Source organism: Vibrio harveyi, assembly GCF_030060435.1.
GTDB lineage: Bacteria > Pseudomonadota > Gammaproteobacteria > Enterobacterales > Vibrionaceae > Vibrio > Vibrio harveyi.
In genome coordinates this window covers 1,897,804-1,924,431 of record NZ_CP125875.1, presented here as the reverse complement: position 1 = coordinate 1,924,431, position 26,628 = coordinate 1,897,804, and the positions used below count along the sequence as shown (strand labels likewise).

Annotated in this window: 25 protein-coding genes and 1 pseudogene; 20 read left to right on the top strand and 6 right to left on the bottom strand. The window is 45.1% G+C overall.

Annotated features, from left to right (window positions below; translation table 11 throughout):
• Positions 1 to 5 precede the first annotated feature (5 nt).
• The 8 genes from vscY to vopD are packed head-to-tail and all read left to right on the top strand — an operon-like array spanning position 6 to position 8,049.
• The gene (gene vscY / locus QMY49_RS09180; RefSeq protein WP_009698254.1) at positions 6 to 344 is read left to right on the top strand and encodes a type III secretion system chaperone VscY; all 339 of its coding nucleotides are present in this window, start codon (positions 6 to 8) and stop codon (positions 342 to 344) included.
• Entirely contained in the window at positions 328 to 2,454 is a 2,127-nt protein-coding gene (vcrD, locus tag QMY49_RS09175; RefSeq protein ID WP_155771760.1) for a SctV family type III secretion system export apparatus subunit VcrD, read from the top strand. Before vscY ends, vcrD begins: the two co-directional genes overlap by 17 nt.
• Positions 2,454 to 2,867: an LcrR family type III secretion system chaperone gene (locus QMY49_RS09170; protein WP_283311151.1), complete on the top strand. Its 414-nt coding sequence runs from the start codon at positions 2,454 to 2,456 to the stop codon at positions 2,865 to 2,867. Before vcrD ends, QMY49_RS09170 begins: the two co-directional genes overlap by 1 nt.
• Before the next feature lie 60 nt (positions 2,868 to 2,927).
• Positions 2,928 to 3,218, top strand: coding sequence for an LcrG family type III secretion system chaperone (locus QMY49_RS09165; protein WP_005441819.1), 291 nt, complete (start codon positions 2,928 to 2,930; stop codon positions 3,216 to 3,218).
• Positions 3,219 to 3,228: 10 nt separating this feature from the next.
• Positions 3,229 to 5,319 (top strand): virulence-associated V antigen, encoded by a 2,091-nt coding sequence (locus tag QMY49_RS09160; RefSeq protein ID WP_283311150.1) that lies wholly within the window; start codon positions 3,229 to 3,231, stop codon positions 5,317 to 5,319.
• A gap of 12 nt (positions 5,320 to 5,331) precedes the next feature.
• Positions 5,332 to 5,823 carry a SycD/LcrH family type III secretion system chaperone VcrH gene (gene vcrH, locus QMY49_RS09155; RefSeq protein WP_005450229.1) on the top strand — a complete coding sequence of 164 codons (492 nt, stop codon included), beginning with the start codon at positions 5,332 to 5,334 and terminating at the stop codon, positions 5,821 to 5,823.
• Between the two features lie 3 nt (positions 5,824 to 5,826).
• Positions 5,827 to 7,026 (top strand): type III secretion system translocon subunit VopB, encoded by a 1,200-nt coding sequence (gene vopB / locus QMY49_RS09150; protein ID WP_009698249.1) that lies wholly within the window; start codon positions 5,827 to 5,829, stop codon positions 7,024 to 7,026.
• Positions 7,027 to 7,035: 9 nt separating this feature from the next.
• Complete coding sequence (gene vopD, locus QMY49_RS09145) at positions 7,036 to 8,049, top strand: type III secretion system translocon subunit VopD (protein ID WP_005450225.1); 1,014 nt, start codon at positions 7,036 to 7,038, stop codon at positions 8,047 to 8,049.
• Positions 8,050 to 8,143: 94 nt separating this feature from the next.
• On the opposite strand, the gene QMY49_RS09140 is transcribed toward vopD, so the two are convergent.
• The gene (locus QMY49_RS09140; RefSeq protein WP_172458612.1) at positions 8,144 to 8,320 is read right to left on the bottom strand and encodes a hypothetical protein; all 177 of its coding nucleotides are present in this window, start codon (positions 8,318 to 8,320) and stop codon (positions 8,144 to 8,146) included.
• Between the two features lie 312 nt (positions 8,321 to 8,632).
• On the opposite strand from QMY49_RS09140, the gene QMY49_RS09135 reads away from it, so the two are divergent.
• The 3 genes from QMY49_RS09135 to QMY49_RS09125 all read left to right on the top strand — a co-directional run bounded on the left by QMY49_RS09135 (position 8,633) and on the right by QMY49_RS09125 (position 11,265).
• Entirely contained in the window at positions 8,633 to 8,989 is a 357-nt protein-coding gene (locus QMY49_RS09135) for a MerR family transcriptional regulator (RefSeq protein WP_274790831.1), read from the top strand.
• 58 nt (positions 8,990 to 9,047) lie between these two features.
• Complete coding sequence (locus QMY49_RS09130) at positions 9,048 to 9,431, top strand: carboxymuconolactone decarboxylase family protein (RefSeq protein ID WP_009698247.1); 384 nt, start codon at positions 9,048 to 9,050, stop codon at positions 9,429 to 9,431.
• Between the two features lie 460 nt (positions 9,432 to 9,891).
• Entirely contained in the window at positions 9,892 to 11,265 is a 1,374-nt protein-coding gene (locus tag QMY49_RS09125) for a carbohydrate porin (RefSeq protein WP_009698246.1), read from the top strand.
• 63 nt (positions 11,266 to 11,328) lie between these two features.
• Here the strand turns inward: QMY49_RS09125 and QMY49_RS09120 are convergent, their stop codons facing one another.
• Positions 11,329 to 12,315, bottom strand: a complete 987-nt coding sequence (locus tag QMY49_RS09120; protein ID WP_009698245.1) for a LacI family DNA-binding transcriptional regulator — start codon at positions 12,313 to 12,315, stop codon at positions 11,329 to 11,331.
• 235 nt (positions 12,316 to 12,550) lie between these two features.
• Between QMY49_RS09120 and QMY49_RS09115 the strand changes: the two genes are divergently transcribed.
• From QMY49_RS09115 to QMY49_RS09100, 4 genes are all read left to right on the top strand, one after another.
• On the top strand, positions 12,551 to 13,990 hold the full coding sequence (locus tag QMY49_RS09115; RefSeq protein WP_005450218.1) for a sucrose-specific PTS transporter subunit IIBC: 1,440 nt from the start codon (positions 12,551 to 12,553) through the stop codon (positions 13,988 to 13,990).
• 165 nt (positions 13,991 to 14,155) lie between these two features.
• Positions 14,156 to 15,079, top strand: a complete 924-nt coding sequence (locus tag QMY49_RS09110; protein ID WP_114321019.1) for an aminoimidazole riboside kinase — start codon at positions 14,156 to 14,158, stop codon at positions 15,077 to 15,079.
• Between the two features lie 31 nt (positions 15,080 to 15,110).
• The gene (locus QMY49_RS09105) at positions 15,111 to 16,565 is read left to right on the top strand and encodes a sucrose-6-phosphate hydrolase (protein WP_283311138.1); all 1,455 of its coding nucleotides are present in this window, start codon (positions 15,111 to 15,113) and stop codon (positions 16,563 to 16,565) included.
• A 153-nt stretch (positions 16,566 to 16,718) separates the two neighbouring features.
• Positions 16,719 to 17,054: a zinc ribbon domain-containing protein YjdM gene (locus QMY49_RS09100; RefSeq protein WP_005450215.1), complete on the top strand. Its 336-nt coding sequence runs from the start codon at positions 16,719 to 16,721 to the stop codon at positions 17,052 to 17,054.
• Between the two features lie 81 nt (positions 17,055 to 17,135).
• Here the strand turns inward: QMY49_RS09100 and QMY49_RS09095 are convergent, their stop codons facing one another.
• The 3 genes from QMY49_RS09095 to QMY49_RS09085 form a co-directional block, all read right to left on the bottom strand.
• Positions 17,136 to 17,972 carry a heme/hemin ABC transporter substrate-binding protein gene (locus QMY49_RS09095; RefSeq protein ID WP_049535749.1) on the bottom strand — a complete coding sequence of 279 codons (837 nt, stop codon included), beginning with the start codon at positions 17,970 to 17,972 and terminating at the stop codon, positions 17,136 to 17,138.
• Positions 17,973 to 18,065: 93 nt separating this feature from the next.
• Complete coding sequence (locus tag QMY49_RS09090; protein ID WP_283311133.1) at positions 18,066 to 20,321, bottom strand: TonB-dependent hemoglobin/transferrin/lactoferrin family receptor; 2,256 nt, start codon at positions 20,319 to 20,321, stop codon at positions 18,066 to 18,068.
• Between the two features lie 201 nt (positions 20,322 to 20,522).
• Entirely contained in the window at positions 20,523 to 21,203 is a 681-nt protein-coding gene (locus QMY49_RS09085) for a Crp/Fnr family transcriptional regulator (protein WP_038898128.1), read from the bottom strand.
• Positions 21,204 to 21,415: 212 nt separating this feature from the next.
• Between QMY49_RS09085 and QMY49_RS09080 the strand changes: the two genes are divergently transcribed.
• The 5 genes and pseudogenes from QMY49_RS09080 to QMY49_RS27315 form a co-directional block, all read left to right on the top strand.
• Positions 21,416 to 22,222, top strand: a complete 807-nt coding sequence (locus tag QMY49_RS09080; protein ID WP_283311130.1) for a class I SAM-dependent methyltransferase — start codon at positions 21,416 to 21,418, stop codon at positions 22,220 to 22,222.
• Between the two features lie 3 nt (positions 22,223 to 22,225).
• Entirely contained in the window at positions 22,226 to 22,549 is a 324-nt protein-coding gene (locus tag QMY49_RS09075) for a cupin domain-containing protein (protein WP_283311127.1), read from the top strand.
• A gap of 207 nt (positions 22,550 to 22,756) precedes the next feature.
• Positions 22,757 to 23,224 (top strand): hypothetical protein, encoded by a 468-nt coding sequence (locus QMY49_RS09070; RefSeq protein WP_283311125.1) that lies wholly within the window; start codon positions 22,757 to 22,759, stop codon positions 23,222 to 23,224.
• 192 nt (positions 23,225 to 23,416) lie between these two features.
• Positions 23,417 to 25,054 (top strand): methyl-accepting chemotaxis protein, encoded by a 1,638-nt coding sequence (locus tag QMY49_RS09065; RefSeq protein ID WP_017819109.1) that lies wholly within the window; start codon positions 23,417 to 23,419, stop codon positions 25,052 to 25,054.
• 227 nt (positions 25,055 to 25,281) lie between these two features.
• A pseudogene (locus tag QMY49_RS27315) lies at positions 25,282 to 25,395 on the top strand (alpha/beta hydrolase); the annotation flags it as partial.
• Positions 25,396 to 25,833: 438 nt separating this feature from the next.
• Here QMY49_RS27315 and QMY49_RS09055 read toward each other — a convergent pair.
• Entirely contained in the window at positions 25,834 to 26,460 is a 627-nt protein-coding gene (locus QMY49_RS09055; protein WP_283311122.1) for a winged helix-turn-helix domain-containing protein, read from the bottom strand.
• Between the last annotated feature and the right edge of the window lie 168 nt (positions 26,461 to 26,628).

The window sequence follows — 26,628 nt, the reverse complement described above, 5'->3', positions numbered from 1 at the left end:
GCCCCATGTTGCAAACAAAAGATGTGGAGCTATTGCTTATCCACGCAGCACTCCAAGTTCAATATCAAAAGCCCGAACAGGCGATCACGTTGCTGGACGCGTTGTTGGAAATCGAACCAGACCATCAAGAAGCTCGCCAAACACTGGCGGTGGCATGCCTGAATTCTGGTCGTTACACACGTTCAATCGAGCTGTGCGAAAGCTTATTGGAAGCAAACAACTCAAATAAAGCGGGCTTATGGTTTTGTCTCAGCCAAGCGCGCTGGAAACAAAATGATGTTGAGGGGGCACGCCGTGCTCATCGACGTTATCTGAAATCTCTAAATAGTGAATCAAATGAATAAGTTGATCGATATTCTAAACAAAGTTGGACAACGCAAAGACATCATGCTCGCCGTGATGCTATTGGCGATCGTCTTTATGATGATTTTGCCTTTACCGACGGCATTGGTGGATGTACTAATCGGTACCAACATGAGTATAGCGGTCGTCCTTTTGATGCTTGCTATCTACATTACCTCACCGCTGGAATTCTCTGCATTCCCGGCGGTTCTTTTGATTACAACGCTGTTTCGCTTGTCACTTTCTATTACGACAACGCGACTTATCCTTCTGCAAGGCGACGCCGGTCAGATCGTTTATACCTTCGGTAACTTCGTAGTTGGCGGTAACTTGGTCGTGGGTATCGTGGTGTTCCTGATCATCACCATCGTTCAGTTTATGGTGATCACCAAAGGTTCTGAAAGGGTTGCGGAAGTCAGTGCTCGATTCTCCCTTGATGCGATGCCGGGTAAGCAAATGAGTATCGACGGCGATATGCGTGCTGGGGTGATCGACGTTCATGAGGCGCGTCATCGTCGTTCATTGATCGAAAAAGAAAGCCAAATGTACGGTTCGATGGACGGTGCAATGAAGTTCGTAAAAGGGGACTCCATTGCCGGTCTGGTGATCATCGTGGTGAACATTCTGGGCGGTGTGACCATTGGTGTGACTCAAAAGGGCATGTCTGCGTCTGAAGCGCTTGAACTGTTTGCTATTTTGACCGTCGGTGATGGCCTGGTATCGCAGATTCCGGCGCTGTTTATCGCTATTACGGCCGGTATTATCGTTACACGTGTTTCAAATGAAGATTCCTCTGACCTAGGTTCAGATATCGGTGGTCAGGTTACCGCGCAACCAAGAGCTTTATTGATTGGTGGTGTCCTATTGGTGCTGTTTGCACTCATTCCAGGCTTCCCGAAAATCACTTTCCTTGTGCTTGCCGTTGTTGTAGGCGGTGGTGGTTTCTTCTTGTTCTATCAACAGAGAAAGCAAAGCGAATCTGACAGTTCTGATCTGCCTAGTTTTGTCGCCCAAGGGGCGGGCTCACCAGCCGCCAAACCGAATAAACCAACTCCTTCTCGCAACAGCAAAGGTAAATTGGGCGAGCAAGAAGAGTTTGCGATGACGGTACCGCTGCTCATCGACTTGGATTCTCGCTTACAAGAGAGCCTAGAAGCTGTGGCATTAAATGATGAACTCGCACGAGTCAGACGCGCGCTGTACCTCGATCTAGGTGTGCCATTCCCGGGTATTCACTTGCGATTTAATGAAGGGATGAGCAATGGTGAATACCTGATTCAATTGCAAGAAGTACCAGTTGCTCGCGGTCGAATTGAAAGCGAAAAATTGCTGGTGACAGAGGGCAATGAGCAGATCGATTTACTGGGTGTGCCTTACGAAAGCGATGACGACTTTCTGCCGGGCATTGTAAGTATTTGGGTTGACCACAGTCACCGAGAAAAACTGCAAAACAGCCATGTGGGCTTTTTGACTCCCGACCGCATTCTGACTTACCACCTGTCTCACGTACTGAAAGAGTACGCGCAAGACTTTATCGGTATTCAAGAGACCCGTTACTTGCTTGAACAAATGGAAGGCAGCTACTCCGAATTAGTGAAAGAAGCGCAACGTATTGTGCCTCTACAAAAGATGACGGAAATCCTGCAACGCCTCGTTTCTGAAGATATTTCTATTCGTAACTTACGTGTGATCTTAGAAGCAATGGTTGAGTGGGGACAAAAAGAGAAAGACGTGGTTCAACTGACGGAATACATCCGTTCCAGCTTGAAACGCTACATCTGTTACAAGTACGCCAGCGGTCAAAATATGCTGCCTGCGTATCTGTTGGATCAGAGCTTGGAAGATACGATCCGTAACGGTATTCGCCAGACTTCAGCGGGCAGCTACTTAGCGCTTGACCCTTCTGTGACTCAACAGTTTGTCAGCGACGTTAAGCAAACTATCGGTGATTTGAGTCGCATGCCAAATAAACCTGTGCTGGTGGTGTCGATGGATGTGCGTCGTTACGTACGTAAATTGATTGAATCTGAATACTACGAACTGCCAGTGTTGTCGTTCCAAGAACTGACTCAGCAAATCAATATTCAACCGCTGGGAAGGGTAGGAATGTAATGGCGTGTGAACTCGCTCAGTCTTTAATGGCGTCAGGAATCGAAGTGACGCCTTACTTTTGGCAGAAAAGCACCATCTTGCTCGGGCAACGATACGAGTTCGACGGTATGGAACTGGTATTCCGAGTGGAAGAAGGTGAAATCATCATCGTACTGCTGCGAAGAATCAGCCCTAATCAAGGTTTGAGCAATCCTTTCTCTGCACTGTTTTTGCTCGCAGAACACGCGATCCGATTATACCCACCCGATTGGAGCATTCGCGGCAACGTTGACGTATTGCGAGGCAGCAATATGAGTAGCCAAAGGTTAGCGCAGTTCTATTTAAAAGCCTGTGGGGCGAGCCACGATGAACAAGAAGATTGGTACTTCTTGCGCCTCAGTGATTACCGCCCACTTAAAAAGAGAAAAAAGTAAAAACTCTCGACTGTTACTGACAGCATCCAAGAGATGCTTCGCTTTAAGATAGGTATCAAGATGAAGCAACCCTTTACCGAAACCATTGAAAAATCAGAACTTGCTATCCGTAATGCGGAAGATAGAACTGATGTCTTCAATGAATTACTTGAAGGATTAGGCGTTGGTCCAGTAGCAGGCAATATTCTGCTCGACGGGTTAAATGCTTCGCCCCAATTGATGAAACAAGCAGAGCATGAACTGCTTGAAGAAGTACAACGCCGCAGACAACAACAGCATCAAGTGCAAGCCACGAGTACCAAAGGCTCTAGGCGCAAGCGACCAACAATGATGCGTGGCATGGTGATCTAGAGGTTTCTAAATGACGGATATGACAACCATGAACTCTGTATCTGGAGTTCTAAATACAGCAACGAATCGTGACTCTCAAGCCTCTTTCCAGCAGCGTTTGGTAGAGACTCTTTCTCCAATTCTAGGCGATTCCGATGCAGCTCAATTAGAGTCTTTGATTCGCCAATTACCAATGGTAGTTGGGCGCACCGAACAAGAAAGTTTGGACCTATATGCAGATTCATTACGCACGCTGCTAGAAAAGCAAGCCGCCTTTACGGGGACTGCTGCCGCTGAGACTGCTGCGCATTGGATGCAGTCACTGCAACACCAAGCGGTGAATGGTCAGATTGCGCCTCAAGACCTAGTGACTGGCATAAACAACACGCTCGCGCATCAATTCCAGTCTTGGTTCGATAAGCAATTAAAAGATACGGTCGACAGCTCGCTTCCAACAGATTTTATCAATGAGTTTCGTTTAGGCAGCCAAAGCACCCAAGCGCAGCAAATTGCAGCCTTAGATGCGAGTGCGCTTACAGCCGCGACAGCAGAGATCAGCAAATTTGTAGACGCTCTTGCGCAGCAAATGAGCTCTAGCGAAGTCCGTGATAGTGCGATTTCATTTTTGCGCAATGCCTTTCGTAATCTAGGCTCGGTAGACATCAACGGGCTCAAGAACTCGGACTACTTGCTAACGCAAGAAAGCTTCAGTGCAGCGGTTACAGCTCAACTGGTTACTTCTTTGGACAGCGTAGGCATCACGTTAAGTAACAGTGATGCTAAGGCTTTGGCAGATAAGATTGCTTGGATTCCAGGTATATCCAAGCAAGAGCTTACCGGTGCATTAAATGACCTAGCAAAACAAGTGAAAGGTCAGTACGAAAACGAATACGGGGCAGGACAGGTTGGTCAACTGCAAAACGTGCTTAATGCCGTGGTAGCAAACCTCAAGAACTCCCCAAATGCGATAACACTTTCGAGTTTGTTTTCTAGCATTGCGGTAAGCCTTGTGAACAAGCAAGTCGATACTTTTTACGGTAACCTCCATAAGGTACAGAAATACCAAGCGACGCAAGATCAGGTTGATCTAATCAAACAAAATACTGCACGAGACATAAACCTGCTATTTGAGAAGATTGTTGCCAGAAAAGACATTGGTACTGATTTCATTACGCGTCATCAAAAAATGATGGAGAACCTTAGCAAGTTAAATACGCGCTTGAGCAAAATCTCAGAAGAAGAAAAGAAGATAACCACAGGAGCTGACGGGAAAGAGCACGCTGATGTTAAAGCGGAACACTCTCTGACTGCTCGCGATTTACTGTCTGTGATTGAATCCAGCATTGGTGATCGCTTTGATGAGCGTGTGCTGTTTGCCTTAAACGAACGTCGCGTTAACCGACTTGAAAAACGAGATCAGCAAAAAGAGGAACTTCAGTCTTATACAGCAAGGCTAAAAATCTTTGGTGAAGTACAGTCTCAGATACATATCAAGCAAAGTGGAAGCGGTACTTATGGTGAAGGTTACAACCCTGAAAGTTATAAATTTAACCACACCAGTTTTAACTACAGTACTCCAGAAGAATTTCATAAGTCACCTGAGTTTAAACATCTAAGTGACGTTTTTCGTAGCAGTAGAGGTTTGGAGCAACCTGGACCAGGCAAGGATGTGTTTTTAGATCGACGATATATCGATTTTGATGCAATAAGCAGAGACAACGTTGATCTGAATAGTGTCGTCAAGTTTCAATTTGGATCAATTTCTCAATTTGTTTTTACTAAAGAAAATGTTGAGAAATACATCAAACCAGAATTCCGAGACCCTTCCGGTGGAATTAAACCTTCAACTGAAGACGTACTATCGGTTACGCACCGTATGTTTTTGAAGTATGAGGGAATTGATGCAAAAGATGAGAATTATCAAAATGGCGAGAAATCCAAAAAATTGTCTGATTTCTCTAGTTCTGTCAGTGATAAATCCAAGTTGCTTAACGATGAAGTGCAAATCAAAACCACTGAGCTGAACGACACCAGTTCTCAATACAACTCTACCGTTGAAGCTATGAACAAGTTTGTTCAGAAGTACCACAGTATTTTACAAGAAATCCTACGAGCGATTTAAGGATAAACAACCATGACTACACAAAACGCGGCAACTGACCCATCTCAAATGCAAGCAGAGGAACTACTTTCGTTTCTAGAGGATGGGGGTACGTTAAAAATGCTGCACGACGTATCGGCAGATACTATCGAGCACATTTATGCGGTTGGATACAACTTTTTCCAATCAGGCAAGGTAGAGCAAGCCGCTAAGGTTTTCCAACTACTTAGCATGCTTGATCATTACCAAGCGCGCTTTTTCATTGGTTTGGGAGCCGCTCGTCAGGAACTGGGTGAGTACCTGCAGGCGATTGATGCCTACAGCTACGCTGCGCTTGTGGATATTAATGATCCACGCCCACCTTTCCACTCTGCAGAATGTCACCTTAAGCTTGAGCAATTGACAGAAGCAGAGAGTGGGTTTTACAGCGCGAAGGAGATGTCTGCCGGGAAATCAGAGTATGCAGACTTGCATCAACGAGCAGACATCATGTTAGAAGCGGTGAGAAACAAAAGGAGTAACTAGAATATGAATTCTATTGCACTTGACCGCACTCAGAGTCAGGTATACACACCTGATTCTGGCCAAACTACGTTAGACAAGGTAACGAAGACCGCATCTCATGCGTCACCTTCTGTAACCGTTGAAAACGTAAAAGGTAAAGATGCTGAAGCATTGAACACTGGTAAAGTTAAAGTTCAGCTTGATGCACCTAATGCCGCAGTAAGCGATAAGGTTAATGAACTTACGCTGAAAGCCATGGCTCAGCTACAAAAAATCGTAGACTCGATTGCCAAGGTTTTGCATGCGGTTGCCGACAATACGGGCTCGCTAGCAGTGAGAATCATCGCAGGTTCTGCGGATGATTTTGAAGTAGAGCTGGCTGCAATCACAGACAAACTGAAGAGCGCTCAAAACGAGCTTAAAATTCAGGAAGTGAAAGTAGCGAAAGCGAAGCACGAGCAAGAAATGGCAGAAAACCAAGAGAAGATCAAAGAGTCTGAAGCTGCGGCAAAAGAAGCTCAGAAGTCAGGCTTAGCCTCTAAGATCTTCGGTTGGATCAGTGCTGTTGTCTCTATTGTCGTTGGTGCCATCATGGTGGCTACTGGTGTTGGTGCGGCAGCAGGCGCATTAATGATTGCCGGCGGCGTGATGGGCGCGGTTAGCATGGTTCTACAAGAGCCAGCTGTACAAGACGCGATGAAAGAGGCTGGCATTAATGTCGATGCTCTCAACAAGGTCGTGATGGCTCTAGAGATTGCCGTAGCAGTTATCGGGGCAATCGTCACCTTTGGCGGCGCCGCTGCAGGTGGTATCGCGAAATTGGCGGCGAAGAGTGCAGGTAAGATTGCACAGAAAGTCACTGATATTGCGACCAAAGCAGCAGCGAACATGGCGAAGATCGCAGATATGGGCTCTAAAGCTGCGACTACGACTGCGAAAGCAATCCGTTTTGGTGCAGAAACCGTCGACCTTGCTGTCAATGTTGGTAAGGGGACCACTGATGCGGTTCATGCTTCTAATAACGCGAAAGTTACTAATATCCAATCGGATATCACTGACTTGCGAGCGAAGATGACCCTTAGCCAAGCGGTTATCGACAAGCTTAAAGAAGAGATCGCTAAGCTGATGGAAGACTTCCAAGAGCTGATGAGTGTCATCATGCAGATGATTCAGGCGAAAGGCGAAACGATGCAAGCGGTGATGAGCCGTCCAGCGACGGTTTAAGGAGCGTTTATGTTAGATAAAATTGGCAATACTGGACGTGCAGATCTTTACGGTTTGGGCGAGCTAGGTAAAACCACTAAGGCTGAAAAAGCGCCTGAGACAAAAACGGAAGCTGCGGCAATCCGTGGTAACAGCGAGGCAGCAGTATCAGGTCCTAAACATTACCAATTGGATGGTCCAAAAGCACCTGCAATCGGCGATCAAGCTCGAGTAGTTGAAAAGCTGATGAGCGCATTGGCGCCAACTGTGAATCTGCTAATGCAGACAACAGAAAAAGCCCTAAACGGTGAGCAGGTCATTAAATCTCCATCGGACGCAATTTCACAATCACTGTCTCTGCTTACGCTGCTTTATCAAGTGTCTAAGCTAAGCCGTGAGCAGCAAGTACTGCAACGTGAAATTGCTGTTGAAGCAAACGTAGCAAGCCTTAAGAGCCAAGCACAAGAGCTTAACAACTCAGCCAAAGCGATGATCGCAATGGCGGTTATCTCTGGTGTTATGGCGGGTGTTACCGCAATCATGGGCGCAGTTGGCTCAATGAAAGCAGGTAAGAAGATCAAACAAGAAGCCGCTGGTAACAAAGCATTTAAGGGACAACAAGCGAACTTAGATGCCAAAATGGCTGAGATCAAAAACACCAAAGGTTTTGAAGGCGCGAAAGCAAAACGTGGGGAAATGCACCGCGAAGCAAATATGATTCGTACCGATATGGATCATATCAAAGCGGATACCACGGCTTACGGACGTAAGTTTGATAAGCAAATGGGCAACAACCAAGCGACGAACTCAGTCATTCAAGCTCTGACTCAAATGGCAAACTCTGCGTCAAACGTAGAGCAAACCAAAGCTCAGGCTCGTAGTAAAGAAGACGAAGTTCTAGCGACACGCGCACAAGCATCTAAACAGAAAGCAGACGAAAACGTCGGCTTCCAAGAAGGGTTGCTAAAAGAGTTGCGTGAACTGTTCCGCTCAATTGCTGATAGTCAAAACCAAGCATGGCGTGCATCTATCCCAACGGTTTAAACCATAACGGATAAGATCGCATAAAGAGTTAAGGCGCTGTATATACAGCGCCTTTTTTGTGTAGATCGCAATGGTATAAGTCGTATAAGCCAGATTATTCTTTTGGTTTTGAAACGCTTTGCTTCCGGTAGTAGCTGAACGCAATGATGCTCTCTACGGCTAAGATTGAAAACAGCTTCATGTTGTCCGATAGCGGTAGAAGTAGAATACAGACCAGTGCGGTAACGCTAGCGGTCAAACAAATTGATATCCGATGCTTTTGACGTTCCATGTCGAGTCCTACGGTATGGTTTTCAATGTCTTGTTACTTGGCGTTTTCATCAAGAAGGTTGAGTTTAGGCTACCTAATTTGTTGGATCATCGCTTCTTTCTATATGATTAAAGCTATTGAAAATTTGAGTGCCTTTATAGCACAGGTGCTTTGAAGGGCGAGCTGCCTTGGTTCGTATGTTTCGTTAACGATTTTTGATTTAGAACCACTAGATCTTCAAATTGTTGCCTCGCCTTCAAACCAAGTCATTCTTGCTGAACCTAGCACCTTGAGATTACTTGGGTATAAAGCAATTTAAGTAGGGAAATGAGCATGAACATGAGTGAGTTTTCGAAGCGTGTTGAACTGTCGCCTCATACACTCAGATATTATGAAAAAATTGGTTTATTGAAGAATATTCAAAGATCCCCCAGTGGACATAGGATGTATACCGCCAAAGACTTGTCTTGGATCGAGTTCGTCAAACGTTTGAAAGACACCGCGATGCCGCTTGAAGAGATCCTTAAGTACGCAGATTTACGTGAAGTAGGCGAGAGCACGATTGAAGAGCGTCAGGTATTGCTAGAGAAACATCAAGAAAAACTGACTGAATACCTAGAGTTACAGAAGCTACACCTTGCAGCGCTAGAAGCAAAAATAGATTTGTATAAGCAAGGAAAAGTTCGTTGACTTAGAGTTAACTCTAACTTGTAGAGTGTTCCTAGATTCATACAAAAGGGGCATAAACATGTCATCGTCACGCTTTGATCAAGGATTAAAACTGCTTTCAGACATCGATGGTGAGGCAGGGCATAACGTTATTGATAGTCTGCAAGATATCTGTCCGGACTTAGCCAAGTTCACCATTGAATACCCGTTCGGAGATATTTACTCGCGACCTGCACTGGATATCAAATCGCGTGAAATCGCGACGGTTGCGGCATTAACAGCATTGGGGCACTGTCAGCCGCAGTTAAAAGTACACTTAAATGCAGCATTGAATGTTGGGTGTACAGCAGAAGAGATAAAAGAAGTCTTACTGCAAATGTCGGTTTATGCAGGTTTTCCTGCGGCATTAAACGGAATGTTTGCGTTCAAGGAGGTCCTCGCTGAACGGAGTGATCTGAATTAATAGGGAGCACGCAGGTCGTAGCATCAAACCGCACTCAAGGTCTTGAAAAGGTAATACAACAAAGCCAGAGCGTCGACTCTGGCTTTTTCTTAACTCATCTCATCTCTAATCTACTAAGAAGGCGAGGACAACATAGGATGATCTTCTTATCTCTGCTTGGTCACCGCTATACCAATTCTTCGTTTATATAGCTTCAATCAATGGAATGTGCGCTGGTTAATGATTTTTATGTAAATAATGCCCCTGGACGTGATACAGCTAACAAAATTATTTTTGTTCGGTAACGTTCCCGAAAAGTTTGTATATTATCGCCCCATTGATACAAGTGGTAGAGACGCTCTGAGTCTGAGCGCTCTGAAATTCAGACTTTAGATGGGTATTTAAAGTCACCATAAGTTTGCAATTTTACTTGGGAACGTTTGCAAATAACCTAAGTATAAATTTACGTGAGACTATGGAAATGAAACTACACACTTTGACGATGGCAGTAGCGCTTGGGCTGGTTACAGCACCTGCATTCGCAACAACAGATGTTGACGCTCTTGAAAAGCGAATTAATGAATTAGAACAGAGACTTGAACAGACAGAAAAAGTATCCACAGAAGCAAATGAGAAAGCCTCAAGCTTTGAGTTTCATGGCTACGCTCGTTCCGGGCTGCTCATTAATGATGATCTGAATGGTGCAGTGGGTACTGGTCCTTACATGACGGCAGCTGGTGCTATTGGCGCGCCAATTGGACGATTAGGGGTTGAGGATGATCATTATGTGGAAGCAAACCTTATTCACAAACGCTTTGCAGATGATGGTTCCAGCGCATTGTTCCGAATCATGTTGGCAGATAGTACGGAAACCAATAACGAATGGACAGCGAGTGAGAGTCAATTAAACGTTCGTCAGGTATATGCTGAGCTAAACAAGTTGAGCATGTTCTCTGAATCAAGTGCGTTTGCTGACGCAACGTTTTGGGCAGGTAAACGATTTGACCGTGATAACTTTGACATTCACTTCTTTGACTCGGATATCGTTTTCCTATCTGGTACTGGTGCTGGCGTGTATGACGTCCAAATGAACGATTCATGGAAAGCAAACTTCTCGATCTATGGTCGTGATTTTGGTGAGATTGATAGCTCGTCAACTGATGTTGAAAACTATATCGCGACAATGAACAACCGCTTTGGTAATTGGCAATTGATGCTGAGCGGCATGACGTCTGCTGATAACAATGATCGCGTAGAAGGTGCAGCAGACAAAGGTTTACATGCGATGTTTGCTTACCATGGCGATAACTTCTTTGGCATGAGTGAAGGCTTCTCTAAAACCGGTATTTTGATGGGTGATGGACTGGGTGCGGAACTTAAAGGCATTGGTTCAAACGGTGATTTGTTAGAAGACGCAAAAGCCGTACGTTTGTTCAGTTATGGTGTAACACGCATCGGCGACAACTGGCGTGTAGCACCTGCGTTGCTAGCAGAACATAGCCAAGATCGCTTTGCTAAAAATGATGAATTTACTTGGGCATCGTTCAACATCCGCTTAGCGCAAGAGTTTACACAAAACTTTGAGATGGTTTATGAAGGCTCATACCAATACATGGACCTAGACAATGCGATTGATAAAGCAAGTGGCAGTTTTTACAAAGCGACAATTGCACCAACGCTTAAGATGTCTACCGCAGCAGGTTTCTTTGACCGTCCGGAGCTACGTTTTGCTGTTAGCTACGTTGATTGGAGCGAAGACTTGAATGGCTACTCGATTAGCCAGGATGCGGGCGCTGCAACGATGGGTGATGGTGGTGAAGTTCTGTTTGCACTGCAAATGGAAACTTGGTTCTAAAGGGATCTAACCGACAAAGAGTAATAAGAAAAGCGCCAACTGATTTCAGTTGGCGCTTTTTCATTAACAGGACTGACGCTCAATTGTTTTGAAGGTTAGTACCATCTTACTCATTTCAAAACTTCTGTTGGCAATTCTATCTAGTAACAGTTTCGCACCATTTTCCCCTGCTTTATCAAATGCATAGTTAAATGTTGATAAGGTTGGGGTGCACACTGATGCGAGCTCATCATCACCAACTCCTAGCACTAAAACGTCTTTACCCGGTGTTAACCCGAGCTCTTGAATCGCTCTCATCGCACCGATAGCAATACGGTCTGTCGCACAGAACAAGCCATCTAGCTTAGGGTTCTTTGTTAAGTGTTGTTTTGCCAATGAATAGCCAGAATCGATTGTAAAGTCACCACGAGCATGGAAGGCGAGCTCAAAACCATGGTGTTGCAGAGCTTGAACAAATCCTTCAGAGCGTTGCTTATCTACCGCGATATCGTCACCTTGCACACCAATAAAACCCATGGTTTGGCAACCTTTTGCAACCAGTCTATTTCCCGCTTCAAACCCTACTCGTGCGTCATCATGAATGATGCTTGGAATATTAAACATGGAACCATCTTGACCGACGAGCACAACTGGGACGGCTGAGTTTTGAATTGCTTTTACCAGCTTGGAATCGAGGTGGGTGGCATAAAGAATGATCCCTTCAACCCGTTTTTGGTTAAAGATCTGAATGTATTCCAGTTCTTTTTCGTGGGCTTGGTGAGTGCTAGCAAGTAAGACATGTTTCCCAGCTTTTTCAAGGACATCGGTTAATCCATCGACACCTTGGGATGTGGCATGAGAGGAAACCCGAGGAACAATGACACCAACCAGATTGGTCTTTTGAGATTTTAGATCTTTAGCGACTTGGTTCGGCACATAGCCACACTCCGCTACTGCTTGGCGGACCTTCTGTTTTGTCGCTTCTTTTACGCCATACTCATCGTTTATAACCCGTGACACTGTTGATTTTGATACGCCAGCCAGACGGGCGACATCATGCAGACTCGCCATTGTTCCTATCCATTCTGTTTTTCGTTTTTGGGATTGTTTGCAAAGAGAAGATGAAAATCTCTTTGATAAGTAGCGATTCTAACCTCCTATACTGCTCTTAGGGAGAGAATTTGACGATCATTCTCACATTCTCTCTGCTTTATCTTTGATCATTTGGTTTTATTGAGCAAAAATCTGTTTTGCAAACGTTCCCGAAAATTTCGCAAGCTCAGATAATAATCCAATGGGGTATGAAATGAATTATCCGGCAGTAGCAAAAGAGTTGTTAACTCTATTAGGTGGTAAAAGCAACATCACCGCACTTGCGCATTGTGCGACACGCTTACGCCTTGCCGTTGCAGATGAGCAAAAAATAGATGAACAAGCGATTGATAGCCTTGAAGGGGTAAAAGGGCAGTTCAAAGTTGCGGGTCAGTACCAAATCATTTTTGGATCAGGCATCGTAAACCAAGTTTATGCAGAAATGGCGAAGTTGACGGGGATGAGTGAAATGTCCACCAACGACGTTGCGTCTGCTGGCGCAGAGAAACAAAACATCGTTCAGCGCGCGGTGAAAGGGCTGTCTGATATTTTCGTCCCAATCATTCCCGCAATCGTCGCTGGCGGTTTGTTGATGGGTATCTATAACCTATTGACTGCTCAAGGTTTGTTTATTGATGGCAAATCTTTGATTGATGCCAACCCAGGACTGACAGACTTGGCGAACATGATCAACACGTTTGCGAATGCTCCGTTTGTTTACCTGCCTATTTTGCTGGCATTTTCAGCCAGTAAGAAGTTTGGCGGTAACCCTTATTTAGGGGCGGCGTTAGGTATGTTGATGGTCCACCCAGAATTACTTAACGGATGGGGCTTCGGGGGGGCTGCGGTATCTGGCAACATTCCGGTTTGGAATATTCTTGGCTTTGAAATTCAAAAAGTGGGCTACCAAGGTTCGGTGTTACCGGTTTTGGTATCGGCATTCATTCTTGCGAAGGTTGAGTTGGGTCTGCGCAAGGTTATTCCTTCTGTTTTAGATAACCTTTTAACGCCGCTACTTGCGATTTTCATCACTGGTTTATTGACGTTTACTGTCGTCGGTCCATTCACGCGTGATATCGGTTTCCTATTGGGTGATGGTCTGAACTGGCTATACAACACAGCTGGCTTTGTTGGTGGTGCGGTATTTGGTCTTATCTATGCTCCGTTTGTTATTACCGGTATGCATCACAGCTTCATTGCGATTGAAACGCAACTTCTTGCGGATATTGCGACGACGGGCGGCACCTTTATATTTCCTATTGCGGCAATGTCTAACGTTTCTCAAGGCGCAGCAGCGTTGGCGGTGGGCGTGATGAGTAAAGATAAGAAGATGAAAGGTATTGCGATTCCATCGGGTGTCACGGGTTTGCTGGGTATTACAGAACCAGCCATGTTTGGTGTTAACTTAAAACTACGTTACCCATTTATTGCGGCAGTTTGCGCTGCGGCGTTATCAAGTGCGTTCATCACAATGTTTAATGTGAAAGCTCAGGCATTAGGGGCAGCTGGTCTTCCAGGCATCATTTCCATCACGCCGGATAAGATTGGTTACTACATCGCGGGTATGGTGATCGCGTTCTTGACCGCATTTGTTCTCACCATTGTTCTTGGTATGCGTGACCGCGCTAAAGTCGGTAAAAAAGCAACGGCTTAATCTGAACTCCTTAAGGGTGGAGTCCCCCAAAATCCACTTCTTTTCCTAAATGTTTGGGGTGCTAGCCAAGCACTAATGGCTTGGCTAGCCTTTTTCAATTTTTACTTGGTAGTGAAGGTGTTCAACACGTTGGACTATCAGGGCTTTAATTTTAAGGTAAGCAAGATGAATCAAGTGTGGGTAACTGGTGATGCTGTTGTCGATCTAATACCGGAATCTGAGACTTCTTTACTCAAATGTCCCGGTGGTGCACCAGCGAATGTCGCCGTAGCAATTGCTCGTCTATCTGGTAAGAGTGCGTTTTTTGGACGTGTGGGTGATGACCCATTTGGTCGCTTCATGCAATCAACGCTGGATCAAGAGGGCGTGTGCACGGAGTTTCTCGTTAAAGATCCTGAGCAAAGAACATCAACAGTGGTGGTGGATTTAGACGATCAAGGTGAACGCAGCTTTACGTTTATGGTAAAACCGAGCGCTGATCAGTTTATGTCTGTTGAAGATATCCCAAACTTTAAGCAAGGTGATTGGCTGCATGTTTGCTCGATTTCACTGGCAAATGAGCCAAGTCGAAGTAGCACATTTGAGGCGATCAAAAGAGCAAAAGCCGCTGGTGGTTTCATTAGCTTTGACCCTAACTTGCGTGATGAAGTGTGGCAAGATCAATCAGAAATCCAAGCTGTCGTGATGAAGGCTGTAGCGATGGCTGATGTGGTTAAGTTCTCTGAAGAGGAGCTTTTGTTCTTAACTGACTCAACATCGATGGCACAAGGTTTACAACAAATAGCCGCTTTGAATATTGCTTTGGTCTTGGTGACACAAGGTGCGAAAGGTGTTTGGCGCGTCTTTGAAAGTCAGAGTGAGCTGATCACAGGTCAAGTCGTTAGTCCGATTGATACCACAGGTGCGGGTGATGCTTTTGTCGGAGGGCTACTGGCATGTCTGTCTCAACATGACGATTGGAAAAATCATCCTGTTGTTAGCTCTGCGACTCAATGGGCAAATGGCTGTGGTGCATTAGCGACGACGCAAAAAGGCGCAATGACCGCGCTTCCAACCCAGACAGAATTGCTGCAATTTATTGGGCAATGATCTCCAGATCCAATTTCAGTTGAGAAAAATTATGAGCTTAAACAACCGTTGGACTGTAGAGCAAAGATATCGCCGACTTGAGCAAATCCCTCAGTGTGATATCGAAGAAATGACACTTTTACGTCAGCAAGATAAAGGCTTTCCTAGTTTTCATATAGCCCCTAGATTTGGGCTGTTAAATGACCCAAATGGGTTGTGCTATTTCAATGGTGAGCACCACATCTTTTACCAGTGGACGCCTGTGGGACCAGTTCATGGAATGAAGTATTGGTATCACCTTTCTACTAAAGACTTCATCCATTTTACTGATCATGGCGTGGGTCTTCATCCTGACCAAGACTACGATTCACATGGTGTCTATTCGGGCGGCGCTTTGGTGGAAAACAACAAGGCTTTGCTGTTTTTTACTGGCAACAAGCGTGACCAAAACTGGAATCGAATCCCAACACAGTGTTTTGCCACCATGGATTCAGACGGCAACATTGAAAAGCACGGTGTGGTCATTGAGAACGAACATTACACGGAGCACTTTCGTGATCCAAAAGTTTGGAAGAAAGGCGACGACTATTTGATGGTGGTGGGTGCTCAAACCAAAACTGAACATGGTTCAATGGTGCTCTATCAAAGCAAAGATTTGAAAACGTGGCAGCATAAAGGTTCTATCAAGACCAAGTTTTCTGACCTTGGGTACATGTGGGAGTGCCCTGATTTCTTTGAGATTAATGGTCAATCGGTGATGCTGTTTTCTCCACAGGGCGTGAGCAGTAGTAATCCTTATGATTTTAAAAACATCTATTCTGTCGCGTATATCGTGGGTGATCAGTTGAACCTAGAGTCGATGACTTTAGAAAACCACCAAGATATTTTGCAGCCAGATTATGGGTTTGATTTCTACGCCCCACAAACCTATTTAGATGAGAATGGGCGTCGCATTCTTATTGCATGGATAGGGTTGCCAGATATCGACACACCATCGGTCACATACCAGTGGGCAGGAATGTTGTCTCTTCCTAGAGAACTAGCGTTGACAGATGGTTTTCTTGTTCAAACTCCGCTCCCTGAGCTGAAAAGTTTAAGAAAAGAAGAGGTGGTCTTTGCACAATCCCATACACTTGAAAGCACCAGTTGTTTGATCCAATTAGACCTTGAGGGTGATGGCTTTGAACTTGAGCTGAGTAACCTCAAGGGTGACAACATCGTCTTTAGTGCGACAGAGCATGAGTTTATGCTGGACCGTCGTCACATGTCGCAATTGTACGCAGAAGAATTTGGTGGCATTCGAAAAGCACCAAGATTGGACGCTAAGCAGACGATTGAGATGTATATCGACCATTCTGTCATCGAGATTTTCATTAATGGTGGCAAACACACGATGACCAGTCGTTTCTTTATTGATGACCTCAATACGGTAACGTTGAGAGGGTTGGAGCAAGCAAGGCTTTTCCCTTTGAAATGTATTACAGGCTTGTTTGAATCGTCTATATAGTTCGGCGCATCGAACGGCGTTGTCCTCGGGTAAGAGATGACGCCGTTTTCAATCAGCTTTGTTTTTCGATATATACGATAGTTTGCAAATAGGCTCGATAAGGTGAGCAATTACCATTACCATATTGGCAAATTCATTAGCTCGTGATTATTTATGTCTTTACCTCCTTGCCCAAATTGTAACTCAGAATACGTTTATCCAGATCAAGACCACTTAGTTTGCCCTGAATGCGCACACGAGTGGAACCCGACTCAGGCAGCAGAAGAAGACGCCGTAAACGTGAAAGATGCCAACGGCACTTTGCTGCAGGAAGGTGATAAGGTCACGTTAGCCAAAGATCTAAAAGTAAAAGGCAGCTCATTGGTGCTGAAGATCGGCACCAAAGCTGTGATTCGTCGTATTAAAGACGGCAAAGATCATCAACTAGATTGTAAAGTCGATGGCGCTGGCGAGATGATGGTGACGGCGCAGTTTGTGAAGAAGGCGTAATACCTGCACTTAGATATCGCTTTCAGAAGCAACAAAAACAGCTCATTAGGAGCTGTTTTTTTGTTTTTAAGCAACGCTTGATTATTGAGGGCAAAACGTTTGATTGAGCTCTTTTGCTACCTCGATACTTGCTAGCCCAAATCCACCCAATAAGGCGCCACTTGGTACGACAAGGATATTTTTGTTGATGCCGGCTGGCGTTAATTTTAGAACCGGCAACTTGTCCAGAATCTTATCCGCACTCTGATACATATCCCACGCTCTTTGACTCACTAAAATGTAGTCGGGTTGCATCTCTAACATCGCTTCCATACTGGTTGAGCGATAGCCTTTAAAGTGTGCTTGTGCAGGATTAATCGCCCCTGCGAGAGTAATGATGGTGTCGATTGCCGTATCAGCGCCACCGACGCGTGTTGCTCCAGAGCGGTCAAGCATAAAGAAAATAGCTTTTGGCTTGGTTTGGCATTGTTTGTGTTCTAGTTTCTCAATTTCTGATGTCACGCTTTGTTTTAGCTGCTTGGCTTCAGTAGGATGCCCCATGACTGCTGCCAGAGTGTCTATTCGAGACAACAGCTGAGGAACATGTTGCCCTGAAGGGATTGTTACCACTTCGACACCACTTTTGGCAATTTGTTTGATGGCAGTTTGTGGTCCCATTTCATCAGTGCCGATCAAGTGGGTAGGGCGCAGTGCCATTACTCCCTCAGCAGAGAGGCGAACATGCAAGCCTAGCTGTGCGATGTCTTCATTGCCTTCAATCAAATGTCTACTGGTAAAATCTGCACCGACTAGCTTGTCTTGCGCGCCTAATGCATAAATGATTTCCGTCACCCCAAAGCCTGCGCTGATCATACGATCTTCAGCATGCAAGGGCATCGTGACCAAAGAAGCGAGTGCCAAACATAAGAGTTTTTTCATGTATTTCACCTTACATACCATGAACAAATATGGGTATGTTTGATAAATCAAAGCCCCTCCGTAGAAGAAGGGGCTAAATAGTATAAATGTGCTTTAGAAAACGTATTTCGCGTTCACGCCGAAGTTGATACCTGGCGAAGTTAACGAGTCTGAATTTGCAACGGACGTTGGTGTTAACCCTTTCACACGGCTGTAGTTCCAGTATTTCTTATCAAATACGTTAAATACACCACCTCGAATGGTTAGGTTCTTGATTGGTTGCGCATAGGCGGTAACATCAACGATGCCGTAGCCAGGTGCTGACAAGTTATCTTTATTGCTCCAATCGCTGCCATCTTTGCTAGCAACAGCCGTTAAGGTGGTTTCCCAACCGTACAGTGCATTGGCTTGGTCGAAGCCAAGACCCAATACCCCGGTCAGTGGTGCGACACTGTCTATGGCTTTTCCTGAGTCTTTATCCTCACCTTCGGACCATGCACCACTGACACGTAAGTAAGTGCCATTTGGTACAGGCATTAATGCTCCGAGCTGCAGGGCACTTGAGAATTCCACACCGTAGATTTTCGCGTTGTCGATGTTCTCGTTTTTGCTGTACATGTATCGAGTACCTTGGTGCACTTCAGTCCAAGATGTCGAGTTAATGAAGTCACTGTAATCGTTGTAGTACGCTGCTAATTCCCAGTTCAACGCTTGGTAGTTCTGGCGAACACCCAGTTCAATAGAATCACTGGATTCGGGCTTCAAATCAGGGTTTGCAAGCACTACAACATGCATTCCAGGGACGGGATTACGCTCAAAGCTGTAGTAAAGCTCTTCTGGTGTTGGTGCTTTAAAACCACGCGCGTATTTAGCGAAGGCGCTGGTGGTATCGGTAAAGTGGAACACGCCTCCCAATTGTCCTGTGATTGCATCTGTATCGAGATCTTCGTATTCACCTAGGTTACCGTTGATATTGCGATGATCTTTGGTTGGTCGGTATTGGAACATGTCGTAGCGAAGACCAGTGGTTACAATCAAGCGGTCATTCATAAGATACATCTGATCTTGCGCGAAAAGCCCAGCTTTGCGTACGTCAGTTTTTGGTGGCATTTCAACAACGCCACTGGTGTCTTTCCCTTTATTATCCGTGTCACGAGTTTCGAGCTTGAACTCGCTGTCGATTAAGGTTGCTCCGTAAATAAAGTCGTGATTTGTGTTTCCTAGCACGAACGATTTATCGAGCTGTACATCCAGCTGGAGCGATGTATCCTTCGCGTTACGTTGTCTGGTTCGAACGGTGCTGGTAAAAGGTGGGAAAGCGCTTGTCAGTGTGTCTTTTGTGGTGTTTTTCGCTTCCGAAATCTGCCAGTTTGCTTGCCAAGTTAAGCGATCAAAAGCGGCGTATTGAGCATTCCAAGTGTGCTCAATGCCAACGCGACCTCTGCGCTGAGTGTCCTCGAAATGATAGTTAGAATATTTATTGAAGCCACTAGAGCTGCCTTCTAGAGAAAGACTTTCTCCATCCGAGTCTTGTTCGAAGTACTGCCCAGTAAACACGAAATGATGATCTTCACTGGCTTGAAGCTCTAACTTAGACAAAATGTTGTTTGATGTGTAGTTCATCGGATCGGCTTTACCGCGACCTTCGCCAGTGATATCAGCTCCATCGCCATGCGTTTCCAGTTCGTCACCATCGCGGTGAGTAAAGATAATCATCCCTTTAAGGTCTTCATTAAACTGGCGAGCCGCGTTTACGGTTGCTTTGTAACTGCCGTCGCGAGATTGATACCCTGCGTCGACACTCGCATGACCTTCTTCGCCTTGGAGGAGATCATCAGCGGATTTTGTTCTCATCAAAACGCTGCCGCCGAGTGCACCACTGCCGTACAAACTTGAAGACGAACCTTTGTTAACTTCAATGGCGGTGAGCGTATCAACTTCGACTTGCCCTTGACCTTTGCCAAGAACATTCATCACAGTTCCGCTGACTCCTGAACCGTAAGCGACGGGTTGTTCTACGCCATCGACTAGAACTTTAACCCGGCTTCCGTCCATTCCTCGGACATTGAAATCTGACGCCCCAAAACGTGAGTTGCCATTCATGCTGACGCCCGGTATGTAACGTAGGCTTTCTTCGATATTGTTTGCCATCTGCTTTTCAATATCTTCTGAGCTGACAACCGCCACACTACCTGCGACGTCAGAAATAGACTGTTCCATACGAGACGCAACGACGACAACGGTTTCCATTTTTTGTGTGTTTGCTGTGGGCTTTTGTTGTTCGGCATCACTAGATGCATAGGTGAGAGGGGCAATAAGCGTTGGCAGCAATAATGTAAAAGGTGCCACCCTTGGCTTTAAAAGAGACATACTGCATTTCCTTAGAAAAATCGCACTAAAAATAAAAGCTCTTAGCACTTTAAGTGGGAATGGTTATCATTATTATCGCAGTATGATGAACAAGATTTGCTCACCCAGATTTGATCTTTATCAATTAATAATGCATCTCATTTGCATCTTTTGGGTGGTGGTGGAATGTTCAAGTCGGCAAACACCGCTGATGGCTGCCTCTCAATCTCGTTGGAATATTTCTGGTGCTAACTCCACCGCTTCGCACATGGCAGGAATATCTAGCAACGTGATATGGCTTTCGCACTCAGTAATAAAACCCTCGTTTTTCAGTTTTTTGAACGTCCTAGAAAGCGTTTCTGGCGTCATCCCTAGCTGTGTTGCGAGCAGCTTTTTTGTCACGGGTAATGTGATTTTCCCTTCGCTTCTCGATTGAGCACAATAGAAGTCAGCCAGCTTCATCACCAGTCTTTGGTTCGCGTTTACTTGCGTCAAAATGTTCACGGTATCCATCAGCTGGTGGATGCGATTGGTCATGTAGTTCATGACTTTTAATGAAGTCTGCGGAGACTGAGTAAACACCGTTAACACATCTTGGTAGTAGAACACTGATAACTCCGTGTCCTGATCGACACGGGCACTCATCGGATAGGTTCTTGGAGACATAAACATCGCCATTTCCGCAATCATTTCTCCCGCCATGAACACTCTAAACAGCTTTTCGTCGCCGTTTGGCATCAAACGAAACAGCGAGACTTTTCCTTTCTCTACCAAATACATATTTTCCGCAGGCTCCCCACGTTCAAACAGTTGATGCCCTGCATCGCAATGCAAAGGCGAGCGTTTTGAGAAGAGTTGCGTTTTTTCTTCTTCGTTCAGGAGCGAAACAATAGAGCCGGGCACGCTGTTTTCCTTAGCTTGATAATTATCAAGCAGCAAATTCGGACTTGGGGGATAAGATACAAATAATAATCATTATTGATTGATGTGCCAACTTATCCAACCTGAGAAAGGAGAACAGTTATGGACGGTATTAGCCACGTATTTCGATGGGTTGCCTTGTGCGGTCTGGTCGTTCTTTTTGTTCCCGTCGCCATCTTTGCTTAGGAGTCATTATGTCTAAACGATTAGCGATGCCCAATGAAGGGCGAGAAGTGACAAAAACACCGGGACACTGGGTACTCGCTCAACTGGGTAAGAAAGTGCTGCGTCCTGGTGGCAAAGAGCTAACACAAAAAATGCTGCAAGGGTTGGCAATTACCCGTGATGACCGTGTTGTCGAATTCGCGCCTGGTATGGGTTATACGGCACGTTTGTGCTTGGAAAAATCCCCTGCAAGCTACACCGCTATCGAACAAAATGAGCAGGCAGCCGAGATTGTTCGCTCTTACTTACAGGGTTCAAACCAACGTTGTCATGTCGGGAATGCACAAGAGACAGGGTTAGAGCCAGAATGCGCTTCTGTGGTTTATGGCGAAGCAATGCTGACGATGCAATCCGATGCGCGTAAAAACGAAATTATTGCTGAGGCTGCTCGAATCCTCGCGACTCATGGGCGTTACGGTATCCATGAATTGTGCATTACGCCAGATACTATCGATGAAGACAAAAAGCGCGCGATTCAAAGAGAAGTTTCCGAGACCATTCAACACCCCGCCAAACCCATCGCACCCGCAGAGTGGAAAGCTCTGATGGAAGAGAATGGTTTTGTCGTTGAATTTGAAGCTGTTGCTCCAATGCATTTACTCGAACCAAAACGCGTTATCGCCGATGAAGGCTTGAGTGGGTTCTTAAAAATCGTGAAAAACGTACTGACTAAACCGCAAGCGAGAAAGCGTGTGTTAGGCATGCGTAAGATTTTCCGTAAATACGAAAAGAACCTATCTGCGATAACGCTTGTCGCAAGAAAGAAGGAAAGCTAAATCATGTTTGAATACACCTTATATGAAGATCTCGCGAATGAAGTGAATATCCCCAAAGCAGGTATCACGAGTTGTCCTGTGTACAAAAGTGAGCGTTTGCGAGGTGTTATCTTCGGGTTCGCCGAAGGTGAAGAAATGAGCGAACATACCGCAGCAGTACCAGCGATTGCACAAATACTCGAAGGAGAATGTACGTTCACGTTAGAAGAAGAGGCGAAGGAACTAAAAGCTGGCGCTTGGCTACTAATGGACGCGCATTTGCCTCACAGCATTATCGCAAAAACGCCATTGAAGCTGATGCTGTACCTGTTGCGCGAGCTTAAGTAATGTTCAAATAAGGTACGCCATCATTAAAACCAAATTGTTAGTTTACTAGGGCAACAGTATTTGGCAGCCTCAATACCGATATTGAGGCTGTTTTCTTTCTGTTTCATTATTCGCCATTGTGTGTCCCAAAAGCCAGCCACACATTTGCCCTTTGGCGTGCCATTCTTAATCTTGTTTGATTCGTTTTTTATCTTTGTAGGGAAGGGCATGAAGGAATACGCACCGGAGTACAGCAAACAAGAAAAGATCATCAGAGTCGCTATCACTGGTGCATTTTGTGTTCTAGTAGGCGTGCTGTTTAAGCTTAAGGGAGAGTCTCTACTGCAAGCAGTTGCCAAAGCACCGGAATGTTATGAAGTGTTCGGTATGTCAGGTTTAGAACTTCTGGTTCACATACTGTTCTTTTGGATGCCACTGTCCGTGTTTTTACTTTCTGCGGTATTGATGTTGCCTCTCGGTGTACGTGGCTTGATCGAAGGTCAGTTCCCACCAAAAGGCGTCAAAGTATTCAGACCCACAGCGATTCAACGCGGCAAACTTGGCACGCTTAAATCCCTTATTCATCTCTTGCTCCCCTTATTGTGCTTTGGCTTTGTCGTGTGGGGTAATGGTCAAATTGAACCCATGATGGAGATCTTCCAACCAAAACAAGGGGAAACAACTTGTATTGACTGAAGTTCTTGATGTGTCTTTGTGACCTTGGTCCGTTATAGATAAGCCAATAAATTCAATTATTTGTTGAATCTAAAATATTAGTCGTAAAGATAAAAATTATTATAATACGTTGCACTGTATATGAAATTACTTGTGCTTTCTCTTTGTTATAATTGGGCGCGATTTGAACAATATAACAAAAGGTATCTATTCATGTTCAGCAACCTCTCTATCAAGCAAAAGATAGTTCTCCCTCTATCTTTGATGATTGTATTACTGACTTTAAGCTCAGTATTGAATGTTCTCACGATGTGGAAACAAACCGAGCTTAGCGACACGCTTAACGAGCAGGTTACCCCAAGCCTTTTTACCATTGAAGATGCGTATCGCGACCTTTATCAGGCGACGTCAGCGATTCAAGGTTTAGCTCTGGCGCAGTCTCAAGCGGAAATTGACCACCATCTATTTGAATACAAAGACAACGCATACAAAGCTCTGCCACGTATGAAAAAAGTCATGTCACTGTCCGATGCGGGGGTAATGCCTCGCAGTCATGGTAGCGAGGTGCAGAAGCTAGTATCAACAGGTGAGAAATGGCTGCAAAGCTATGAAACCATGATCAGCAAGCCACAATCGCAGTGGGTAAGTTATTACGAGTCAAACAAAGCGGAATTTGAACACCAATTTGGTGCGGTACGTGAGCAACTAAATGTGGTGAAAGATGCGATTGAAGCGAAACAAAAGACGCTAAAAACGGATATCGCAGCAGCGGCGCTCCGTGCAGAACTTATTCTTGAAGCAGGCATCGCAATCGTGATTATTGCTGCGCTTGGTATGGTGGTATTACTGCTAAAAACTGTTGTGAAGCCAATCAACGACATCAAAGAAGCAATGGTGCAAATTGCGTCTGGAGAAGGAGATTTGAGCCAACGTATTAGCATCAACTCGCAAGATGAAATTGGTCAACTTGCCGGTGGCTTCAACCAGTTCGTGACTAAAATTCAAGCGACAGTGTCACAAGTCGTCGAAAGCGCAAACACATTGCGTCAGGAAATGAACAACCTGAATTCGTTGACCTCAACCATTGCAGATTCAACAGTTCACCAACAACGTGATAGCGAAGCTGTTGCCGCAGCAGTTCATGAAATGCAAGTGACCAGTCGCAACGTGAGCGACAGCGCTACAGAAGCCGCTTTGGCAAGCCAAACAGCGAACGAAGAGCTGTCGAATACCAATGTGATTTTGGAGCAAACAGTCGCAGCGATTCGTGATCTTGCGGGTGAGATTGAAAGTGCAAGCCAAGTTATCAATACACTAGATAATGACGTAAGCAACATTGCTTCGGTATTGGACGTTATCCGTGGCATTGCAGAACAGACCAACTTGTTGGCATTGAACGCGGCGATTGAAGCGGCGCGTGCTGGTGAGCAAGGTCGTGGTTTTGCTGTCGTGGCAGATGAAGTTCGTTCCCTAGCGAGCCGCACGCAAAAGAGCACGGGCGAGATTCAATCGATGATTGAGAAGCTGCAAGCAGGCGCTGCTCAGGCGGTGGAAGTGATGCAGGGCAGTAAAACCAGCAGCGAAGACACCATTCAATCGGCAGGTTTGGCGACAGAATCTTTGGCTGAAATCCTTAACGCGATCGCACGTATGAACGAGATGAACACGCACATTGCGACAGCAGCAGGTCAACAAAGCTCAGTGAGTGATGAAGTGAACAGCAACGTTCAAGGTATCGCAGACAGCAGCACGTCGATTGTTGATGTGGTGAGCCAAGCGCAACAGTCACTGTCTATGCTGTCAGAACAGACGCAACAGTTAGACAAGCAAGTCAGTCAGTTCCGCGTTTAATCAAGTGGAAGATTAGGTAACTCAAAGCCCCTTTAGTTTGGGGCTTTTTTGTCTATAGGTGTTTGAACCCGCACCATTATTCGGGGGGCGGGAAGTCTCTATTCATCATTGAAACTGGTGTCTGGCGATGTGCATTTCTCGCTTTCTTCCTACGAGCCACCGACATTGGAACAAAATATTTATCGTAAGGTCGTGACTAAACGAGACTTCCGTTTATTAATGAGTAGAAGTTGTGGATTGAAGAAGGAGTGGGGCATAGTGCGCCGATATTTGATTCTCAGAAGTATGCTCCGCACGTGATGGCGTTTCTTAACAAACACTTTCCAGTTATTTCGAAATAAAAGAAAACCGAGTTGAAATTATTCAGCTCGGTTTTTATGCTCTAACAGCGATTGCAATCTTCTCAGTATAAGCAGCGAAAAGACATATTCGATAACGTTCTTTTGGCTCTACCGAAGAAAAAGACATTGCATTGTTCGTCAATGTAGAAGACACGATTGTGTCGGGCACTTACTGGTTTATCATCGCCCAAAACAATATAGTCTTTCCCTTTTGATTTGGAATACTCATAGTGATATTCCTTAAATTGGTAGTTCTCTTCACCAGAATCAAGCTTTGAATAGTGAACTTGGGAATCTATGTGGCTTTTATACAACTCAGTGTAAGTTGTCCATCGGTAGCCAATCCCTTCGACCTTGCCGAAAAGCTGCACCTTTGACTGATGCGCAATAAACAACAAAAGGCTATTTAGCATGACCAGTAATACTAATGCTTTGTATTTATGGACATTTAAGTAAGAGCTCATCTTTGTGGTAAATACATTCATGGTTATCTATCGTTAGCGTGATGGTGCCATCTTTTGAACGGTTCATTTCTGGGTAAGCTTTGGCTCTTAGCACTTGTTCAAAGTCGTGCTTGTAATACAGTGCTTTCGTCGTTTCATAAAGATTAAAGAGCGTCACTAGCATCATGACTATAAAAAGCGCATTCCATAGTTTTGCGTTTTGCTTGTTGACTGGTTTGCTCTCGCACTCTTCTGGCTTGGTCATTGGCTGTGAAACTGGCTCTTCTGGAGCAAACTCAAAACTGAGGGAATAACCAACCCCAGGGGTATTAACCAGAATGGTTTTTTCGTTATCTTCTAACGTTCGTCGAGTGCGATTAATCAGCTGAGGTAAACTCTCTTGTGAGATGTGCTCATAGCCCCAGACTTGCTGAATAATCTCTTTATTGCTGATCGTGTTTGGATACGCATCAACAAGGCAGTTCAATAACGCTTTTTGTTTATTGGTGAGCTTAAGTGCGTCTAGCTCTTCTGTTTTGCCACTCAAGAGGGAGGGCAGTAAATAGTGAGTCGTCCTGTCCCATGTGAATTTCCCTAATACTATTCTATTGTTGTTTTTCATAACCAACTTATTTCGTATTTCAGGCTGTTTTAGGGGAGCGGATTATAGGGAAATGAAGAAGGAAATCAACGTCTATATTTGAAAAATAATTACGCAAAGCGAAGCGTAAATGTTCAGCTTATGATTCAATGTTAATCAGGTGTAAATGAAATTCAATGCCACTTTGTT

What these genes read in the sequence shown, in the direction of transcription:
- QMY49_RS09120 (WP_009698245.1), bottom strand. Translation starts at nt 12,315, where the DNA reads ATGGCGAGTCTGCATGATGTCGCCCGTCTGGCTGGCGTATCAAAATCA.
- QMY49_RS09125 (WP_009698246.1), top strand. Translation starts at nt 9,892, where the DNA reads ATGAAACTACACACTTTGACGATGGCAGTAGCGCTTGGGCTGGTTACA.
- QMY49_RS09115 (WP_005450218.1), top strand. Translation starts at nt 12,551, where the DNA reads ATGAATTATCCGGCAGTAGCAAAAGAGTTGTTAACTCTATTAGGTGGT.
- QMY49_RS09070 (WP_283311125.1), top strand. Translation starts at nt 22,757, where the DNA reads ATGAAGGAATACGCACCGGAGTACAGCAAACAAGAAAAGATCATCAGA.
- vopD (WP_005450225.1), top strand. Translation starts at nt 7,036, where the DNA reads ATGTTAGATAAAATTGGCAATACTGGACGTGCAGATCTTTACGGTTTG.
- QMY49_RS09165 (WP_005441819.1), top strand. Translation starts at nt 2,928, where the DNA reads ATGAAGCAACCCTTTACCGAAACCATTGAAAAATCAGAACTTGCTATC.
- QMY49_RS09055 (WP_283311122.1), bottom strand. Translation starts at nt 26,460, where the DNA reads ATGAAAAACAACAATAGAATAGTATTAGGGAAATTCACATGGGACAGG.
- QMY49_RS09130 (WP_009698247.1), top strand. Translation starts at nt 9,048, where the DNA reads ATGTCATCGTCACGCTTTGATCAAGGATTAAAACTGCTTTCAGACATC.
- vscY (WP_009698254.1), top strand. Translation starts at nt 6, where the DNA reads ATGTTGCAAACAAAAGATGTGGAGCTATTGCTTATCCACGCAGCACTC.
- QMY49_RS09140 (WP_172458612.1), bottom strand. Translation starts at nt 8,320, where the DNA reads ATGGAACGTCAAAAGCATCGGATATCAATTTGTTTGACCGCTAGCGTT.
- QMY49_RS09100 (WP_005450215.1), top strand. Translation starts at nt 16,719, where the DNA reads ATGTCTTTACCTCCTTGCCCAAATTGTAACTCAGAATACGTTTATCCA.
- QMY49_RS09075 (WP_283311127.1), top strand. Translation starts at nt 22,226, where the DNA reads ATGTTTGAATACACCTTATATGAAGATCTCGCGAATGAAGTGAATATC.
- QMY49_RS09170 (WP_283311151.1), top strand. Translation starts at nt 2,454, where the DNA reads ATGGCGTGTGAACTCGCTCAGTCTTTAATGGCGTCAGGAATCGAAGTG.
- QMY49_RS09135 (WP_274790831.1), top strand. Translation starts at nt 8,633, where the DNA reads ATGAACATGAGTGAGTTTTCGAAGCGTGTTGAACTGTCGCCTCATACA.
- QMY49_RS09105 (WP_283311138.1), top strand. Translation starts at nt 15,111, where the DNA reads ATGAGCTTAAACAACCGTTGGACTGTAGAGCAAAGATATCGCCGACTT.
- vopB (WP_009698249.1), top strand. Translation starts at nt 5,827, where the DNA reads ATGAATTCTATTGCACTTGACCGCACTCAGAGTCAGGTATACACACCT.
- QMY49_RS09095 (WP_049535749.1), bottom strand. Translation starts at nt 17,972, where the DNA reads ATGAAAAAACTCTTATGTTTGGCACTCGCTTCTTTGGTCACGATGCCC.
- QMY49_RS09080 (WP_283311130.1), top strand. Translation starts at nt 21,416, where the DNA reads ATGTCTAAACGATTAGCGATGCCCAATGAAGGGCGAGAAGTGACAAAA.
- QMY49_RS09110 (WP_114321019.1), top strand. Translation starts at nt 14,156, where the DNA reads ATGAATCAAGTGTGGGTAACTGGTGATGCTGTTGTCGATCTAATACCG.
- QMY49_RS09065 (WP_017819109.1), top strand. Translation starts at nt 23,417, where the DNA reads ATGTTCAGCAACCTCTCTATCAAGCAAAAGATAGTTCTCCCTCTATCT.
- QMY49_RS09160 (WP_283311150.1), top strand. Translation starts at nt 3,229, where the DNA reads ATGACGGATATGACAACCATGAACTCTGTATCTGGAGTTCTAAATACA.
- QMY49_RS09090 (WP_283311133.1), bottom strand. Translation starts at nt 20,321, where the DNA reads ATGTCTCTTTTAAAGCCAAGGGTGGCACCTTTTACATTATTGCTGCCA.
- vcrH (WP_005450229.1), top strand. Translation starts at nt 5,332, where the DNA reads ATGACTACACAAAACGCGGCAACTGACCCATCTCAAATGCAAGCAGAG.